At 60.7% G+C, this 15,785-nt stretch carries 18 protein-coding genes; 14 read left to right on the top strand and 4 right to left on the bottom strand.

Translation table 11 applies throughout. From position 1 onward, the window contains the following. The first annotated feature begins 72 nt into the window (after positions 1-72). The gene (locus ABH945_RS27690) at positions 73-972 is read left to right on the top strand and encodes a LysR substrate-binding domain-containing protein (protein WP_429252679.1); all 900 of its coding nucleotides are present in this window, start codon (positions 73-75) and stop codon (positions 970-972) included. Here the strand turns inward: ABH945_RS27690 and ABH945_RS27695 are convergent. After that, the gene (locus ABH945_RS27695) at positions 969-1,349 is read right to left on the bottom strand and encodes a type II toxin-antitoxin system VapC family toxin (protein WP_429252680.1); all 381 of its coding nucleotides are present in this window, start codon (positions 1,347-1,349) and stop codon (positions 969-971) included. The two genes, ABH945_RS27690 and ABH945_RS27695, sit on opposite strands and share 4 nt — an antisense overlap. Then, entirely contained in the window at positions 1,346-1,552 is a 207-nt protein-coding gene (locus ABH945_RS27700) for a type II toxin-antitoxin system VapB family antitoxin (RefSeq protein ID WP_429252979.1), read from the bottom strand. The genes ABH945_RS27695 and ABH945_RS27700 overlap by 4 nt, the downstream gene beginning before the upstream one ends. A gap of 441 nt (positions 1,553-1,993) precedes the next feature. Here ABH945_RS27700 and ABH945_RS27705 point away from each other — a divergent pair, with 441 nt between their 5' ends. The 4 genes from ABH945_RS27705 to ABH945_RS27720 all read left to right on the top strand — a co-directional run bounded on the left by ABH945_RS27705 (position 1,994) and on the right by ABH945_RS27720 (position 3,508). Then, positions 1,994-2,542, top strand: coding sequence for a hypothetical protein (locus ABH945_RS27705; RefSeq protein ID WP_429252681.1), 549 nt, complete (start codon positions 1,994-1,996; stop codon positions 2,540-2,542). Positions 2,543-2,662: 120 nt separating this feature from the next. Beyond that, on the top strand, positions 2,663-2,860 hold the full coding sequence (locus ABH945_RS27710) for a hypothetical protein (protein ID WP_074771363.1): 198 nt from the start codon (positions 2,663-2,665) through the stop codon (positions 2,858-2,860). Between the two features lie 99 nt (positions 2,861-2,959). Then, positions 2,960-3,118: a hypothetical protein gene (locus ABH945_RS27715; RefSeq protein ID WP_429252682.1), complete on the top strand. Its 159-nt coding sequence runs from the start codon at positions 2,960-2,962 to the stop codon at positions 3,116-3,118. A 102-nt stretch (positions 3,119-3,220) separates the two neighbouring features. After that, positions 3,221-3,508: a hypothetical protein gene (locus ABH945_RS27720; protein WP_429252683.1), complete on the top strand. Its 288-nt coding sequence runs from the start codon at positions 3,221-3,223 to the stop codon at positions 3,506-3,508. A gap of 108 nt (positions 3,509-3,616) precedes the next feature. Here ABH945_RS27720 and ABH945_RS27725 read toward each other — a convergent pair whose 3' ends face one another. Then, the gene (locus ABH945_RS27725) at positions 3,617-5,002 is read right to left on the bottom strand and encodes a PLP-dependent aminotransferase family protein (RefSeq protein WP_429252684.1); all 1,386 of its coding nucleotides are present in this window, start codon (positions 5,000-5,002) and stop codon (positions 3,617-3,619) included. 164 nt (positions 5,003-5,166) lie between these two features. Between ABH945_RS27725 and ABH945_RS27730 the strand changes: the two genes are divergently transcribed. The 8 genes from ABH945_RS27730 to ABH945_RS27765 all read left to right on the top strand — a co-directional run bounded on the left by ABH945_RS27730 (position 5,167) and on the right by ABH945_RS27765 (position 13,898). Continuing rightward, positions 5,167-6,453, top strand: a complete 1,287-nt coding sequence (locus ABH945_RS27730) for a hydroxymethylglutaryl-CoA reductase, degradative (protein WP_074771366.1) — start codon at positions 5,167-5,169, stop codon at positions 6,451-6,453. Then, on the top strand, positions 6,446-7,381 hold the full coding sequence (locus ABH945_RS27735) for a hydroxymethylglutaryl-CoA lyase (RefSeq protein WP_429252685.1): 936 nt from the start codon (positions 6,446-6,448) through the stop codon (positions 7,379-7,381). The genes ABH945_RS27730 and ABH945_RS27735 overlap by 8 nt, the downstream gene beginning before the upstream one ends. A gap of 74 nt (positions 7,382-7,455) precedes the next feature. Beyond that, positions 7,456-7,995 (top strand): hypothetical protein, encoded by a 540-nt coding sequence (locus ABH945_RS27740; RefSeq protein WP_429252686.1) that lies wholly within the window; start codon positions 7,456-7,458, stop codon positions 7,993-7,995. After that, complete coding sequence (locus tag ABH945_RS27745) at positions 7,995-9,374, top strand: tripartite tricarboxylate transporter permease (protein ID WP_429252687.1); 1,380 nt, start codon at positions 7,995-7,997, stop codon at positions 9,372-9,374. Before ABH945_RS27740 ends, ABH945_RS27745 begins: the two co-directional genes overlap by 1 nt. Before the next feature lie 223 nt (positions 9,375-9,597). Then, positions 9,598-10,320: a FadR/GntR family transcriptional regulator gene (locus ABH945_RS27750; RefSeq protein WP_253189833.1), complete on the top strand. Its 723-nt coding sequence runs from the start codon at positions 9,598-9,600 to the stop codon at positions 10,318-10,320. 120 nt (positions 10,321-10,440) lie between these two features. Continuing rightward, positions 10,441-11,208 (top strand): SDR family oxidoreductase, encoded by a 768-nt coding sequence (locus ABH945_RS27755; protein WP_429252688.1) that lies wholly within the window; start codon positions 10,441-10,443, stop codon positions 11,206-11,208. A gap of 98 nt (positions 11,209-11,306) precedes the next feature. Then, positions 11,307-12,599 carry an MFS transporter gene (locus ABH945_RS27760; protein WP_074771370.1) on the top strand — a complete coding sequence of 431 codons (1,293 nt, stop codon included), beginning with the start codon at positions 11,307-11,309 and terminating at the stop codon, positions 12,597-12,599. Positions 12,600-12,650: 51 nt separating this feature from the next. Continuing rightward, positions 12,651-13,898 (top strand): enolase C-terminal domain-like protein, encoded by a 1,248-nt coding sequence (locus tag ABH945_RS27765; RefSeq protein WP_429252689.1) that lies wholly within the window; start codon positions 12,651-12,653, stop codon positions 13,896-13,898. A 339-nt stretch (positions 13,899-14,237) separates the two neighbouring features. Here ABH945_RS27765 and ABH945_RS27770 read toward each other — a convergent pair whose 3' ends face one another. After that, positions 14,238-14,468: a flagellar transcriptional regulator FlhD gene (locus ABH945_RS27770; protein WP_074771372.1), complete on the bottom strand. Its 231-nt coding sequence runs from the start codon at positions 14,466-14,468 to the stop codon at positions 14,238-14,240. A gap of 390 nt (positions 14,469-14,858) precedes the next feature. On the opposite strand from ABH945_RS27770, the gene galU reads away from it, so the two are divergent. Beyond that, positions 14,859-15,740: a UTP--glucose-1-phosphate uridylyltransferase GalU gene (gene galU, locus ABH945_RS27775; RefSeq protein WP_429252690.1), complete on the top strand. Its 882-nt coding sequence runs from the start codon at positions 14,859-14,861 to the stop codon at positions 15,738-15,740. The last annotated feature ends 45 nt before the right edge of the window (positions 15,741-15,785 follow it).

The raw sequence follows: 15,785 nt of genomic DNA on the forward strand, positions 1-15,785 counted from the left end.
GCTTTTTACGCGATGCTGACGGGGTGCGACGAGTTGTGACGTGTCTCCGATATCTGACTTATAATTCAATACATGAAAAATATCGAACAATTGAAGGATGACCCGCCGCTGCGTGCGGTGCGCGCTTTCGAGGCATTTGCGCGCTTTGGCTCGGTCACCCTGGCGAGTGCGGAACTCGACATCACGCCGTCGGCGATCAGCCACCAGTTGCAGCTCCTCGAGAGCTTCGTGCAAACGCCACTCACTCGCAGACAAGGTCGCGCGCTCGTGCTGACCGACGAAGGCCGCGACTACTATCGCTCGATCAGCGCCGCGTTTTCCGTACTGCGGAGCGCGACAGGCGTGGTGCGAAGCCGCACCGCGCTACGGCAGGTAACGATCAGCCTGATTCCGCTTTTCGGCATTGGCTGGTTCATCCCGAGGCTGAGCGCGTTTCTCGCCGATAACGAAGACGTGGACGTGAACGTGTCGTATGCGCATCACCGCAACTATCACAGCGACGCATCGGATATTTCGATCCGGTTCGGCGCGGGCGAGTGGACGGGTTATACGCGCACGAGGTTGCTGTCCGGTCAGGTCGTGCCGGTGTGCAGTCGCGCGTTTCTGAAGCAGCATGGGCCAATCAGAAACGCGGCCGACATCGCCGCGCTGCCGCTCATTCACGACGAGGATCGAGCGACATGGGTCGCGTGGCTGCGCCAGCAGGGCGTGCCGAACGTGCATCACGCAATTGGGCCTCTTTTCGAGGATGGTCAACTCACGCTGAACGCGACGCAGGCAGGACTAGGCATTGCGCTGCTGCGCGCGCCGCTGATTGAACGCGAGCTCGCGTCGGGGGAGCTGGTTCGTTTATCCGAAGCGACACTGGATGATGGTCGCGATTACTACTTGTGCATGCGTACCGACACGGAGTTACCTGTCGGCGCACGACGCCTCGCGCAATGGATTCAGAGCGAGATGAATCGCTGCTAATGAATGTCGTGCATAAAAGCGACGCCAACTTCTCCTGCAAGTTGGGCAAGTCGTTTGTCTAGCGTCCAGAGCAATGCGCCGGGTGTTATCAAGGTCGATGCGAGAAGCGTGATGTCGCTACTGCCGCAGCCTCGACCGTCAAGCTGTCTTGCTTCGATCAACTCCATTACCTCTGCCCATGTCGCGTGTTTCGCGTGCTCCAGCAGTCCGATATCGCGCAATGTACGCGCTCGTGGTGCGGGTGGAGTGCCGCATGCATGTTCTACGAGCACGACCGGATGCGTTAGCACCTGATCGCTAAAGAGAAGTTGAGCCAGTCTTGAGTTGGAACCACGGAAGTGATCAACCCATACAGAAGTATCGACGAGGACGCTCATCGAGCTGCTGGCTCCGACTGCCGGCGCGAGATGTCAGCCATCTCCGGAACAGTGCCGCCCAGAGCGGCGAGTCGCTTTCCAGCCTGTACGCGCACGAAGGTCTGCATCGCTACGCGGAACAAGTCGGACTTGTCCATGTCGGGATCAGCAAGTTCAAGGGCGCGCTCATAAAGGTTGTCGTCGATCGACACGGTAGTTCGCATTTTTCGCCTCAAAAGTGATGCCATGGTGCATCAATTTTAGCATCATTCGGTACTGGATGGCTCAATGGCTAAGCCATCCTGTCCACGAGAAATCGGAATTGCCCCACGCTGATTGACTGTGAAAGTGGGGAGCGCGGGGGGACTACTCTGCAGCCAAAGTCATAGACAAAGGCAATTCCAGCCGGTTGAAAAGTGCGGGCGCAGAGCCGAATGCCCGGGTTCAATTTTCGTTGTGCTCTGCAGCAAGCATAGAGAAGTAAATCCCATATAGTGGGGAAAATCCTGGGGTAGTTCGTAATATTGACGTCGCTTTCACAAAGATAGAATAAACACTCTAAATCGGCCTGGTTGCGACCCAGAGGGCGATTTGATTTGGGAGAGCTAGCTGTCTGCCGACTTAGCAGGTAGCAGCACCCCGTCAGCGAAAACCTGAGAGACATCATGAGCACTCGAGAGAAGATGCCATTTCCGACGACATACGACACCTGTACGACTGCTGTTGCCTGTGTACCAGGCGATCTGTTTTCCAGATCTGTCGAACTGGCGCGCCTGAACTTCAGAACATATGGACTGATGCTCGCGAGCGCGGCGCGCCACTGGGAGTGTCTGCTGCAAGCGCGGACGCTGGAGCAGGTGGTCCGCGCCCAGGCCGACACATTGCCCACGCTGGCTTCGCAGATCGCCGATTACACGCAAGGCTGGATTGACGTACTGACAACCACCACGGTCGACCTGAACCTGACTGCGAACGCAGGCGACGAAAATGGCGCGCGCGAGGCGCATACCTTGCTCGACGGAATCGCGAAGAGCGCCCGGAGCGTCGACGCGATGTTGAGCGCGGTGAGTCCTGCGCCATCCACGTCAGGCGGCGACGTCGCTGTTCGATCATCCGCCGCCGCCCAGGATACGGCTTCTGCCGATCCCAGTCGCGCCCGGCACCCTGCACCGGCCGAGCCGAAGCGCCGGGCTCCTCCCCGGGGCCGTCGCTAGCCGGTCATCCCGCCGGCAGTCCCACGAATTTTTCGGAATCCACTTTCACGCGTTGCGGTGTCGCGACCGGCAAGTAGATCTGCCTGTCGTCTCCGCACAGAACATTCTGGATAGGAAAACATGCTGAGTCTTCACGAGCTGGCTACCTTGCTGATCATCAAGGATTCGCCCGAACGTATCGGAGCGGACCATGCGGAACTGGGCGCATTGCGCGCATTGGAGCTGGTCGATACCGCGTCGTCCGATACCAGCCTGCCGCTGCCACGCATAACCGTCAGGGGACAGGCGATTTTGCGCGCCATCGCGGGAGTGCGTTGACTGTCAACAGAAGAAGTTCTGTCGTCCACACGGACTGAAGTCGCAGTCCCGGTCTGGCCTGGACAAAGCCGGAAACTCATGTGACGCAAGGAGGCAGACGTGGAGCAAACCTGGATGGGAATCGCGGTTGGCACGATCGCGCTGGTCATCGCCGCAGCAGGCGTAGCGGCTCACTACCGGCGGGAACGGCGGCGCGCGGATCTTCTACGGAATCTCGATCACCACGACTGGTGTCGATGGACGCGGCCGCACCGGTAACACGCTTCGCAAGCGCATCGAAAACAGGGCACGCCGCTCCCTTGTGGGCCACATACAAGGCGCGGAATGTCTGGAGTCGGCGGAAAAGTTGAGGAATCAGACGTGAGCCACGCACTTGCAGAAAAGGATCTGGCGCACATCCGCGCCGTGTTGATTCATCTCGAGCACAGGAATGACCGGATATCGGCCGATGGGACTAACGGAGGGATCAGCCTCGACTATTGGCGCTCAAGGATCGGAGCTGTGCTCGCTATACCGCTGCTGCCAGCCAGCCTCCAGAAACAGTCGAGAGCATTGCTCGAACGACTCGACCGGTTGAACGGGGAACAGCGACGCTATGTGGCCAGCCGTAAGCAGACGGAGAAGGCTGACGCGCTACCTGGAATCTAACGCGGCCACTGTCCTCGCGCGAATCGGCCGAGAGCATCATGCCCGCCGTCGACACGCTGGCCGTCGCGATCGACGGCACGCCTGGACTGTGAGCCTTAGCGGTGTCCGTCATGCAATCGCACTTAACGCTGCGGCAAAACGTTTGTCGGCGAGATAGGCGACATTGAAGCGGCAATACGCGGACACCTGATCGCTCGACGGAGAAAAGACGGCGCCCGGGGCGAGAATCACGCCATGGTTAAGGAGCGCCTGTGCCAGTTTCATCGAGTCGACATGGCCGGGCAGCGACGCCCACAGATACATGGTCCGGTCGCTCACTTTGTAGATATCGGCATTGAGTCTGGTGAGTGCGTCGACGGCAGTGGCCGTCGCGCGTTGCAAACGCTCCTGCAAATGATTGGTATGCCGAAGAAAGTGACCGTCGTTGATGATCGCGTCAAGCGTGCGTTCGCAGTATTCCGAACTGCTCACGTGCGTGAGCATCTTGACGTCGGCGAGATCGCTGGCAAGGTCGGCGTTGCACGCGAGAAATCCGACCCGCAGCGCAGCCGACACCGACTTCGCAAAACTGCCGATATAGATCGTGCGACGCAACTGGTCGAGCGTCGAAATCCGCGTGAGCGAGCGGGGCCGCAAATCGGCGAGCGCATCGTTTTCGACGATGGTCAGATCGTGTATCTCGGCAAGCTGCAGGATGCGGTGCGCCTTGGCGGCACTCGTATCCGTCGCGGTGGGATTCTGTCCGACAGACTGCGTGAAGAACAGCCGGGGCCGGTATGTGCCGAGGTGCTTTTCGAGTGTGGGAATGTTCGGGCCATCCACGTCGCGAGGCACGCCTACGATGTTCGCGCCGCTTAGCTTCAGTTTGCCGAACAGCGCGTAATAACCGGGATCGTCGACCAGAACCGTATCGCCCGGCCGCACGTAGTAGCGGATCACCATGTCCATGGCCTGGTTTGCACCATGCGTCAGGACGATCTGAGACGGGTTCGCCTCGATCTCGTAAGCGGCCAGTTTCTGCTGAAGCGACTGCCGCAGCGGCAGGTATCCGTAGCGGCTGCCGTAACGGAAAAGCGACGCGACGCCCGTGCGCACCACGCGCTGATGGTACTGATCGAGGCGCGTCTCGCCGAGCCATTCGACCGGCGGGAATCCTTCGCCGAGGTTTAGCACGTCGGGTTTGACCTGCAACTGTTCGCGCATCAGCCAGACGACGTCCATTGCCCGGTCGAGGGTGGACGCTTCCTCGACTTCGCTGTGCCCTTTAACCCGTCTCGCAACGAAGAAGCCGGAACCGCGTCGCGGTTCGATCAGCCCGTTCGCGGTCAGGATGTCGAATGCGCTGATGACCGTGTTCTTCGAGCAGCCCGACGCCTCAGCGTATTCCCTGATGGACGGCAGTTTCGATCCTGCCGGCAACAGACCTTCTTCGATCTGTTTTGCCAGATTGTCCGCCATCGATCCCGACAGGGACGTCTTTTCACGCCGATTCATGGTTATTGCCCTGCAAGGTACGCGGACTGTACCGGGTACAGATGATTAACTGTCGATCCAGACTGTACCTTTTATATGGGTACACGGTCTTTATTATTCGTGCATCTACAGACCGCCGCAAGTCCGACAGCACGACGTGGCATTGATGACACATGGAGACGTAAATGACGATCGATTCAGCCCTCCCGAACTTCCGCGCACTCTCTCCGAGCGAACGCTGGACGCATGTCGCCAAGGCTGTCGGCCTCGACGACGCGCAGTACGCGCAACTCGCGAAGCCGGGGGCACTGCCGGTGGAAATAGCGGACGGCATGATCGAAAACGTGATCGGCACCTTCGAATTGCCGATGGCGGTGGCCGGGTACTTCCAGATCAACGGTAAGGACGTGATCGTGCCGATGGCTGTTGAAGAGCCGTCGATCGTCGCGGCGGCATCGTTCATGGCCAAGCTTGCTCGTGAAGCGGGCGGCTTCCGCACGTCGAGCACCGGCCCGCTGATGCGCGCGCAGGTTCAGATTCTCGGCGTGTCCGACCCGTACGGCGCCCGCCTGTCGTTGCTGAAACACAAGGAGGAACTGATCGAACTGGCGAACAGCCGCGACAAGGTTCTGATCGGTCTGGGCGGCGGCTGCAAGGACATCGAAGTGCACGTGTTTCCCGACACGCCGCGTGGCGCGATGATCGTTGCGCACCTGATCGTCGACGTGAGGGATGCGATGGGTGCGAACACGGTCAACACGATGGCCGAATCCGTCGCAGGGCGGGTTGAGGAAATCACCGGTGGCAAGGTGCGCCTGCGGATTCTGTCGAATCTCGCGGACCTGCGCCTCGCGCGCGCGCAGGTCCGCTATTCGGCCGACACGCTCAGAACGAAGGAGTATTCGGGCGAAGAAGTGATCGACGGTGTGGTCGATGCCTATCTGTTCGCGGCGATCGATCCCTACCGGGCCGCGACGCACAACAAAGGGATCATGAACGGGATCGATCCGGTGATCGTCGCGACCGGCAACGACTGGCGCGCGGTCGAAGCGGGCGCGCATGCCTATGCAAGCCGGGGCGGTCGATACACGTCGCTGACGACATGGGAGAAGGCGACTAACGGCGATCTGGTCGGCACGATCGAGATGCCGATGCCCGTCGGTCTGGTCGGCGGCGCGACGAAGACGCATCCGCTCGCGCGTCTTGCGCTGAAAATCATGGACGTGAAATCAGCGCAGGAGTTGGGAGAAATCGCCGTTGCAGTGGGTCTCGCGCAGAACATGGGTGCGTTGCGCGCGCTGTCGACCGAGGGGATTCAACGCGGCCATATGGCGCTGCATGCACGCAACATCGCGATGGCGGCGGGCGCGACCGGCGCCGACGTCGACTGGGTCGTGAAGCAGATGGTCGCGGCGAAGGACGTGCGCACCGACTACGCGGTGGAACTGCTCGCGGGGTCCCGCCATGGTTGACCTGCCCGCTTCCGGCAAGGTCAGAATCGTCGAGGTCGGTCCGCGCGACGGCTTGCAGAACGAGCCTTCGTTTGTGGCGACCGCGACGAAGGTCGAACTGATCCGCAGACTGGTGCAGGCGGGCGTCACCGCGATCGAAGCCGCCGCGTTCGTTTCGCCGAAATGGGTCCCGCAGATGGCCGACGGCGCCCAGGTGCTGCGCGAGATCGAGCGTCGGGAGGGCGTCGTGTTGTCGGCGCTCGTGCCGAATCTCAAAGGCTTCGACGCGGCGCTGGAGGCGAGGTGTGACGAGGTTGCCGTGTTCGCAGCGGCATCGGAGAGCTTCTCGCAGAAGAACATCAATTGTTCGGTCGACGAGAGCATCGACAGGTTCGAGCCGGTCGTAGAGAGGGCGCGGCAGGAGGGCGTGCGCGTGCGGGGTTACGTGTCCTGCGTGCTGGGCTGCCCGTTCGAGGGCGAGATCGATCCGTTGCAGGTCGCGCGCGTGACGTCACGTCTCTACCAGATGGGCTGCTATGAGATCAGCCTCGGCGACACGATCGGAACGGGCACGCCTGCGAAGACCCGACGTCTGATCGAAGCGTGCTCGAAAGATGTGCCGTTATCGGCCCTTGCGGGCCATTTCCACGACACCTGGGGAATGGCCATCGCGAATGTGTACGCCGCGCTGCAATCAGGTATGGCGAGCTTCGATAGTTCGGTGTCCGGTATCGGCGGGTGCCCGTATTCACCCGGCGCAACGGGCAACGTCGCGACCGAAGACGTGGTTTACCTGTGCGATGAACTGGGCTTGCACACGGGTATCGATCTCGCTGCGCTTGCCGAAGCAGGTGAGTTTATTTCGACGGCGCTCGGCAGGGTGACGTCGTCGCGAGTGGCCCGCGCGATGGCGGCGCGCCGCGCTCGCACGATGTCGAATAACGTATAGACGAAGAGCCGGCACAGTGCGCCCAGTCGCGCGGCCGGTCAATTGCAACTCCGACAACGATCCGGAGGAGACAGATGGAAACCTATCGCGCTCACGCGGCGGCACCGGCCACCGCGACTCAGCGTCATGACGATCCGGCAACGGAGTCGTCACTCGAACTCGTCGAAGTCTGGGGCGACACAGTCGATCTGCGACACCTTGCATGGTCGGTCGTTCTCGGGACGGGCATCAGCATCGGCGCATTCTTCGCGGGTCAACGGCTGCTGTCGGCATTCGTGCCCGACGCGGCGATTGCTCGCGCGTACGCGATGCTGGTCGGCCTCGCCGGCTGCCTCGTGGCGGGCGTGGTTTGCGCGTTCCTGTTCAAACCGAAGCGCGAGGTTGTCGAGCACGCGGTCAATCCTGCCGAACGCATGAGAGTACTCGATCAGCTTGCTGCGGAATCCGGCGGACTCGGCACGGTGGCGGATCTCTCGCCGGCCGCGCGAGCCGAAATGGACGAACTCGGTCTGCTTGATCTGTTCGCTGCCTACGAGCGCGAGCACGCGCATGAGCGGCATATCGACGAAGCCAACCGTCCGGCCGATCTGGCCATGAGCAAAGGAGCACACTGATGGACCCGCTTCTTCACCAGCTGGTAATCGCGCTGTCGATGGGCCTGCTCGGCGCGATCGTATTCGCCGGTATCGGCCTGATTTCCGGCACGGACGAGACGACCACCATCGCTCCGCTGACACTTCTTGTTGCGCTGCTGGGTGTGCCGCCCGCTGGCGTATTCACGTTTTTCATGTCGGGCGCGGTCGCGAAACACATGACCCATGCCATCCCTACCGCGCTGCTCGGCATACCCGGCGATACGATGGCCGCACCGTTGCTGCAGCAGGCGACGATGTTGCGCGCGCTCGGCGTGCCGCATATTGCGTTACGCAAGATGATCTCCGGCGGGATCATCGCGGCTTTTGTGGCGGTACCGCTTGCGGTTCTGTTCGCCGTGCTGCTGGCACCGTTCGGTAGCGCAATCTCCAAAGCGGCCCCTTGGGTGTTCCTCGTTGCGGCGGTTGTCATCGCGTACTTTTCCGCCGGACGATGGGCGTCGGTGCTGCTGCTGTTGCCGTTCGTGCTTCTGATCGTCGGCCTGCAGGGTTTGACCGGAAAATACGGCGTAAAGCTCAGTGTTAGCTACTTCCTCGGAATCGCAATCGGCCCGCTCGTCGCCGATCTCTTTTCGATTCTTTCTCCGGCCGAGCGGAACCGGATGCGCCGTCCGCATGTATCGACCTTCTCGCTTGCGCCGGACCTGAAGGCGTGGCGCGGTTACTTTCCCAATCCGTTCCGCGTGCTAGACAGGCAGCAGACGGCGTGGACGATGGCGACGGCTGCCGTGTCGAGCGCGACCTTCGTGTTCAGCCCGGTGGCGATGACCGTGGTGATGGGGGAACTGGTCGGCACACGTGTCAAGCATGCGTATCAGCGGCTGACCACCGTGATCGCGGCCCGCAACGGCGTGACGGAAGCGACCTATATCGCGGAAGCGCTGATTCCGCTGATTGCGTTCGGTTTGCCTCTGAGTCCGGTCGCGGCGGGGCCGGCCGCGCCGCTGTTCAATGCGCCTCCGCGCTTCTCCGTGGACGCAGCAACCGGGCACATCAACAACCTGCATACGTTGATGTCGGTTCACGAGTTCCTGGGATATGGACTGTTGTCGGTCCTGCTCGCTGCGCTGATCGCGTATCCGCTCGCCATGAATTATGCGCACCGGGCGGCATCGTTCGTCGCGCGTCGTTTGAGTCACGAAGCGATTATCGCGACGTTCTCGGGACTGATCGTCGTGATCAGCTTCTGGGAAGGACAGTTGCTCGGGCTGGCCGTCATTCTCACCGTGGGCCTGTTCGGCGGCCTGCTGTCGCGGCTGTTCGCATTTAACGCGGGCGTGCAGTTCATGGGCTACTACGTCGCCGTGTTGAGCGTCCCGGCGATTGCCAGATTGTTCTGACTGTTCTGACTGGCAATCGCCTCTAGCGCATATCTGCTTTGCTTCAAACAGTATTCGGCGCGCACGTTCGACTGAGCCGGAGCCGGTCAGAATAATGTTTGCTTGCCGCCGCGACGTATTGCATCGGTGGGAAGCAACGGAAATGCTTTGAGGGTCATCCCTGGTTGCAGGGAGCCTTCGTCACGCCTATCTTTCTACATCATACGTATGACATAGAGATAAAATGGTGGCGACGCTACACAGACAGGTCCTGAATCAGCTCGGCGAACAGATCTGTTCGGGCAAATTCATGCCGGGCGACATCCTGCCAGCCGAGCCCGTGCTCGCCGAACAGATGCAGGTGAGCCGCATCACGATCCGCGAGACGATGAAGTCGCTGTCGGCCAAGGGCATGCTGCAGGTGCGCCGCCGCTACGGCACCATCGTGCTGCCGCGCGCGCAATGGCAACTGTTCGATCCCGACGTGATCACGTGGCGCGCGCGCGCCGGCGCAATCGAGCCGGGCCTGATCGAAGATCTGATGGAACTGCGTCTGATCATCGAGCCGAACGCGGCCAGGCTCGCCGCGAAGCGCGCGACGCCGGAAGATCGCATCGCCGTGCGCCGCGCCTTCAAGGCGATGGAGCGGGCGGTGGCCGGCCACGGCGACTATGTGCCTGCCGACCTCGCATTTCACGGCGCCATTCTGGCCGCCTGTCACAACCAGTTCGTTCAGCAGATGCAGAACGCGCTGTCGGCGATCTTGCGCACGAGCTTCGAGCTCAGTTCCGAGATTGCCGGCGGCCCGGCCCGTTCTCTGCCGATGCACGAGGCGCTGTGCGTGGCGATCGAGCAGGGCGATCCGCAGGCCGCGGAAGAGGCCGTGCTGACGCTGATCAAGCGCGCCGAGCAGGATTTCGAGGACCGCGCCGCATTGAACGACACCGCGAACGGCACACCGTCCTGACGCAATCAGGTTTCGCCAGCAGCGCAACCCACCCACTTTGAAACGCGACGATCCAGACAACCCCAAGCGATCGCGACGGGCGCACTCGCGCCTTTTTTGTGAACACAGAGGACTCACAGCATGACCCAATTATTCGATCTGAAAGGCCGCACGGCACTCATCACCGGCTCGGCGCGCGGCATCGGCTACGCGCTGGCCGAGGGGCTGGCGGCGGCCGGCGCGAGCGTCGTGCTCAACGGCACGCGTGCGGATACGGTCGCCGAAGCGGTCGGCAAGTTGAGCCGCGCAGGGCACAACGCACTGGGACGCGCTTTCGACGTCACCGATGAAGCGGCCGTCGCCGAGGCCTTCGCACAGTGGGACAAGGACGGCGTGCAGATCGATATCGTCGTGAATAACGCCGGCATCCAGTTCCGCAAACCGCTCGTCGATCTCGAACTGAGCGACTGGCAGCGCGTGATCGATACCAATCTGACCAGCGCGTTCATCGTCGCGAAACAGGCGGCACGACGCATGATCGCGCGCGGTACGGGTGGCAAGATCATCAACATCGGTTCGCTCACCAGCGAGGGCGCGCGGGCGACCGTCGGCGCGTACACCGCGGCGAAGGGCGGCATCAAGATGCTGACCCGCGCGATGAGCGCCGAGTGGGCGGCCTCGAACATCCAGGCGAACGCGATCGGTCCGGGCTACATCCTGACCGACATGAACAAACCGCTCATCGAAAACGCCGCCTTTGATGCCTGGGTCAAGAGCAGCAATCCTTCGCAACGCTGGGGCAAACCGGAAGAACTGGTCGGCACCGCGGTGTATCTGGCTTCGCCTGCTTCGAGCTATGTGAACGGCCAGATCATCTACGTCGATGGCGGCTGGCTGGCCGTGCTCTGACGCTGCTTCGAATGCAGGCTCGCGCAAGTCCAGCAGAACAAATAAATCGACTCGCGCGCGCTCAACCTTTGTATACGCCGTACCGATCCGGAGACATCATGGAAAGCGTCAAACCCGTAGCACCTCAAAGATGGTGGTATCTGATGCCCATCATCTTCATCACCTACAGCCTGGCCTATCTCGATCGCGCGAATTATGGCTTCGCCGCCGCAGCCGGGATCGATAGAGACCTTGGCATCACGCACGGCACGTCGTCGCTGATCGGCTCGCTGTTCTTTCTCGGCTACTGTCTGTTTCAGGTGCCAGGCGCGATCTACGCGCAGCGCAACAGCGTCAAGAAACTGATCTTCTTCAGCCTGATTCTGTGGGGCGTGTGCGCGGCCGCCACCGGCATGGTCAGCAATATTCCGATGCTGATGGCGCTGCGATTCATCCTCGGCGTGGTGGAGGCCGCCGTGATGCCGTCGATGCTGATGTACATCAGCCGATGGTTCACGCGCAGTGAACGCTCGCGTGCCAACACCTTCCTGATTCTCGGCAACCCGGTGACGGTGCTGTGGATGTCGGTGGTGTCGGGTTATCTGGTTCGCAGTTTCGGCTGGCGCGAGATGTTTGTCTTCGAAGGCGCCCCGGCGCTGATCTGGGCAGTGGTGTGGTGGTTCACCGTGAAGGATCGTCCGGCCGACGCGCCCTGGATGAGCGACGCCGAAAAGACCGAATTCGCGGCACGTCTGAAAGCGGAGCAGGCCGATATCGCACCGGTGCGCGACTACAAGGCGGCGTTCCGCTCGTCGATCGTGATGAAGTTCTGCGCGATTCACGCGCTGTGGAGTATCGGCGTGTACGGCTTCATCATGTGGCTGCCGTCGATTCTCAAGGCCGCCTCGACGATCGATATCGTCTCGGTCGGCTGGCTGGCCGCCGTGCCGTATCTCGCAGCCATCATTCTGATGCTGCTCGCGTCGTGGCTGTCGGACAAGACGCGCAACCGCAAGCTGTTCGTGTGGCCGCTGCTTCTGGTCGGCACGATCGCGTTCGTCGCGTCGTACCTGGTCGGTGGCTCGCATTTCTGGATTTCGTTCGCGCTGCTGGTCGTCGCGGGGGCCACCATGTATGCGCCTTACGGCCCGTTCTTCGCGCTGGTCCCCGAATTGATTCCGAGCAACGTGCTGGGTGGCGCGATCGGCCTGATCAATGCGTGCGGCGCACTCGGTGCGTTCGCGGGTTCGTGGGTGGTGGGTTACCTGAACGGTGTGACCGGCAGCCCCGCGGCGTCGTACATCTTCATGGCGGCCGGCTTGCTGCTCTCCGTAATTCTGATGATCACCGTGCCTGCGCATTCCGGTCAGCGCGCGAAGGATAAAGCGCCGCTCTCGCTGCATCGCACGTAAGGCTCCGGTTGAGCACATCTGTTCCCCTTGATTCGTTTTTGGCAGGCTGAAATGGCAACTCTGATTACCGATGTAAAGGTCATCCTGACCGCGCCGGAAGGCATCAATCTGATCGTCGTGAAGGTGGAGACGAACCAGCCAGGTCTGGTCGGGCTTGGGTGCGCGACGTTCGCTTACCGGCACGTGGCGGTGAAGTGTCTCATCGAGGAGTATTTGCGGCCGTTGCTGATCGGCCGCGATGCCGAAGCGATCGAAGAGCTATGGCAACTGATGCATCAGAACGCGTACTGGCGTAACGGGCCGATCGAGAACAACGCGATTTCCGGCGTCGATATGGCGTTGTGGGATATCAAGGGCAAGCAGGCGAATATGCCGCTGTATCAGCTATTCGGCGGCAAGTGCCGTGAAGCTGTGCCGATTTACCGGCATGCCGACGGCCGCGATCTGAACGAGCTATGCGAGAACATCCAGAAGTATCGGGAGCAGGGCATCACGCATATCCGCTGTCAGAGCGGCGGATATGGCGGGGGCGGCTACGGTCGCGCGCCGGCGGGTGCACCCGCTGGATCGGCGGACGGCGTATATCTCGACAGCAGGAAATACATGCGCGAGACGCTCAAACTGTTCGACGGCATTCGCAGCAAGATCGGCTTCGACGTCGCGCTGTGTCACGACGTTCACGAACGGTTGAAACCGGTCGAAGCGATCCGTTTCGCGTGCGAGCTGGAACAGTACGACCTGTTCTTTCTCGAAGACGCGATCCCGCTGGAGGAGGGCGAATGGATGCGCCAGTTGCGCGCGAAAACGACCACGCCGCTGGCTCAGGGGGAACTGTTCAACAATCCTTATGAATGGCGCTTCCTGATCACCGAACGGCTGGTGGATTACATCCGCGTGCATTTGAGTCAGATCGGCGGCATTACGGCGGGACGCAAGCTGCAGATCTTCGCCGAGCAGTTCGCCGTGAGGACGGCGTGGCACGGACCCGGTGACATGTCGCCGCTGGCGCACGCGGCCAACATCCACATCGACCTTGCGTCGCGCAATTTCGGCGTGCAGGAGTGGTCCGGCACAGAGCCGCCGAACTTCGTGATTCAGGAGCTCAAAGGGCCGAGAGCCGCGTTGCTCGATGTATTTCCGGGGCTTCCGGAGTTTCGCGACGGCTATGTCTATGCCAACGACAAACCAGGGCTCGGCGTGGATATTGACGAAACCGAGGCGGCGAAATATCCCTGTGAGAATACCGTCACGACGTGGACCCAGACGAGATTGAAAGACGGGACGCTGCAAACGCCGTGATCGTGCTTTGAAGTGCGATCCGGGGGGGCGTGCGTGGTGGCGTTTCGGTCATTACGCGATGTCCTTTGTTGTCGACACCGGTCGCCTGCGCGCATGCTCATGGTGCACATCCCGCCACGCTCCCTAGTCGGCTCCCGACATCGTCATAGTGTATTAACAGAAGGTGTTAATCGCTTGAAAAGGATGATGTCGCGTGCGATGGATGATGATTCATCCGTCCGAGCAGCCGCGCGGCGGTATCGATTTCGTATTTTTCCGACCTACGACATGATCCGTCTGCTGCAGACGGATCATGAATCCATCACGCTCAACGGTTGATCGGCAACGCCCAATAACAAGTCAGCCCAGAGATGTGGCGTCGGCCCGAAACTGACAGATCAGTTCGCCGCTGTCAGCAAGTATCTCAATCTCAGCGGGGGTCAACGAGCGGATTCGGGTGGCCATTGAATCCGACAGACCGAGTGCCGACTTTGCGTGCTCGGCATCGTCGCCCAGCATGCGCTGAGCTAGCAGCAGGTACGATTGATTGAAGGCGGCAATTGCCCGCAGGCTTTCCAGATCGTTCAACATTGTTGCCTTATACGAAGGTTGATGTGCCCATCACCGTCGACTCTCCGGCGATACGCTCCTTCGCAGTTTATCCGCGCCAGTTGGCCGGTTTCTGACAAAACCTTGATGCGATCCGCCATTCAAGTCTCGCTATGGATACTCGAGAGAAATGAACTCTGAGCTTTTCGCGGCGAATTGTGTAGCGTTCCGTCATTCGATCAGTGTGATCCGACAGGTCTTCACCTGACTTACCTGCGGGAGGGAGATACTGGCACTGGATTCGCCCCCGCGAATCCTATGGCCTCGGTTCAACCTGCCCGGCTTTTTCGATTCACGCGGGCAGGTTCTTTTTATTAGAGAGCCTGTATTTCCAAATAAACACCGACCATTTCACACGCGAGATTCAAGCCAATGCTTAACGTAACGAAAGCTGTATTCCCCGTTGCCGGTCTCGGTACACGCTTTCTTCCCGCGACCAAAGCAAGTCCCAAAGAGATGTTGCCGGTCGTCGATAAACCGCTGATTCAATACGCCGTCGAGGAAGCAATCGCGGCGGGCATCACAGAGATGATCTTCGTGACAGGGCGCAGCAAGCGAGCCATCGAGGATCACTTCGACAAGTCGTATGAGATCGAAGCGGAACTGGAGGCACGCGGCAAAGAAAAGCTGCTCTCCCTCGTGCGCAGTATCAAGCCGAGTCATGTTCATTGCTTCTATGTTCGCCAGGCGGAGGCGCTGGGCTTGGGGCACGCGGTGTTGTGCGCGGAAAAGCTCGTTGGCGACAGTCCGTTTGCCGTCGTGCTGGCGGACGATCTGCTGGATGGCAAGCCGCCGGTACTGCGTCAGATGATTGACGTTTTCGATCACTACCATACGTCGGTTTTGGGTGTCGAAGAGATCGCACCCGAGGAGTCCGGGTCCTATGGCGTGATCGACGGCAAACAATGGGAAGACAATGTTTTCAAGCTGTCCGGTATTGTTGAGAAGCCGATGCCCGCCGACGCGCCGTCCCGATACGGCGTGGTGGGCCGCTACGTGCTCAAGCCGCGAATTTTCGAGCATTTGCGTGCACTGCGGCCGGGTAGCGGCGGTGAATTGCAATTGACCGACGCAATTCAATCGCTGCTCAATGATGAGCAGGTCCTCGCGTACCGGTACAAAGGCACGCGTTTCGACTGCGGCAGCAAGCTGGGCTATCTGAAGGCGACAGTGGAATTCGCGCTTCGCCATCCCGAAGTCTCAATAGACTTCCGTGACTATCTTGCTGGGAGAATGACCGAGCTATACGAATAGGATCGAGGTTTGCCGAACTCCGCAGGGGGCGGGCGGCGAGATAAG

The sequence above is a fragment of the Paraburkholderia sp. GAS333 genome (assembly GCF_050435665.1).
Taxonomy (GTDB): Bacteria; Pseudomonadota; Gammaproteobacteria; order Burkholderiales; family Burkholderiaceae; genus Paraburkholderia; species Paraburkholderia fungorum_A.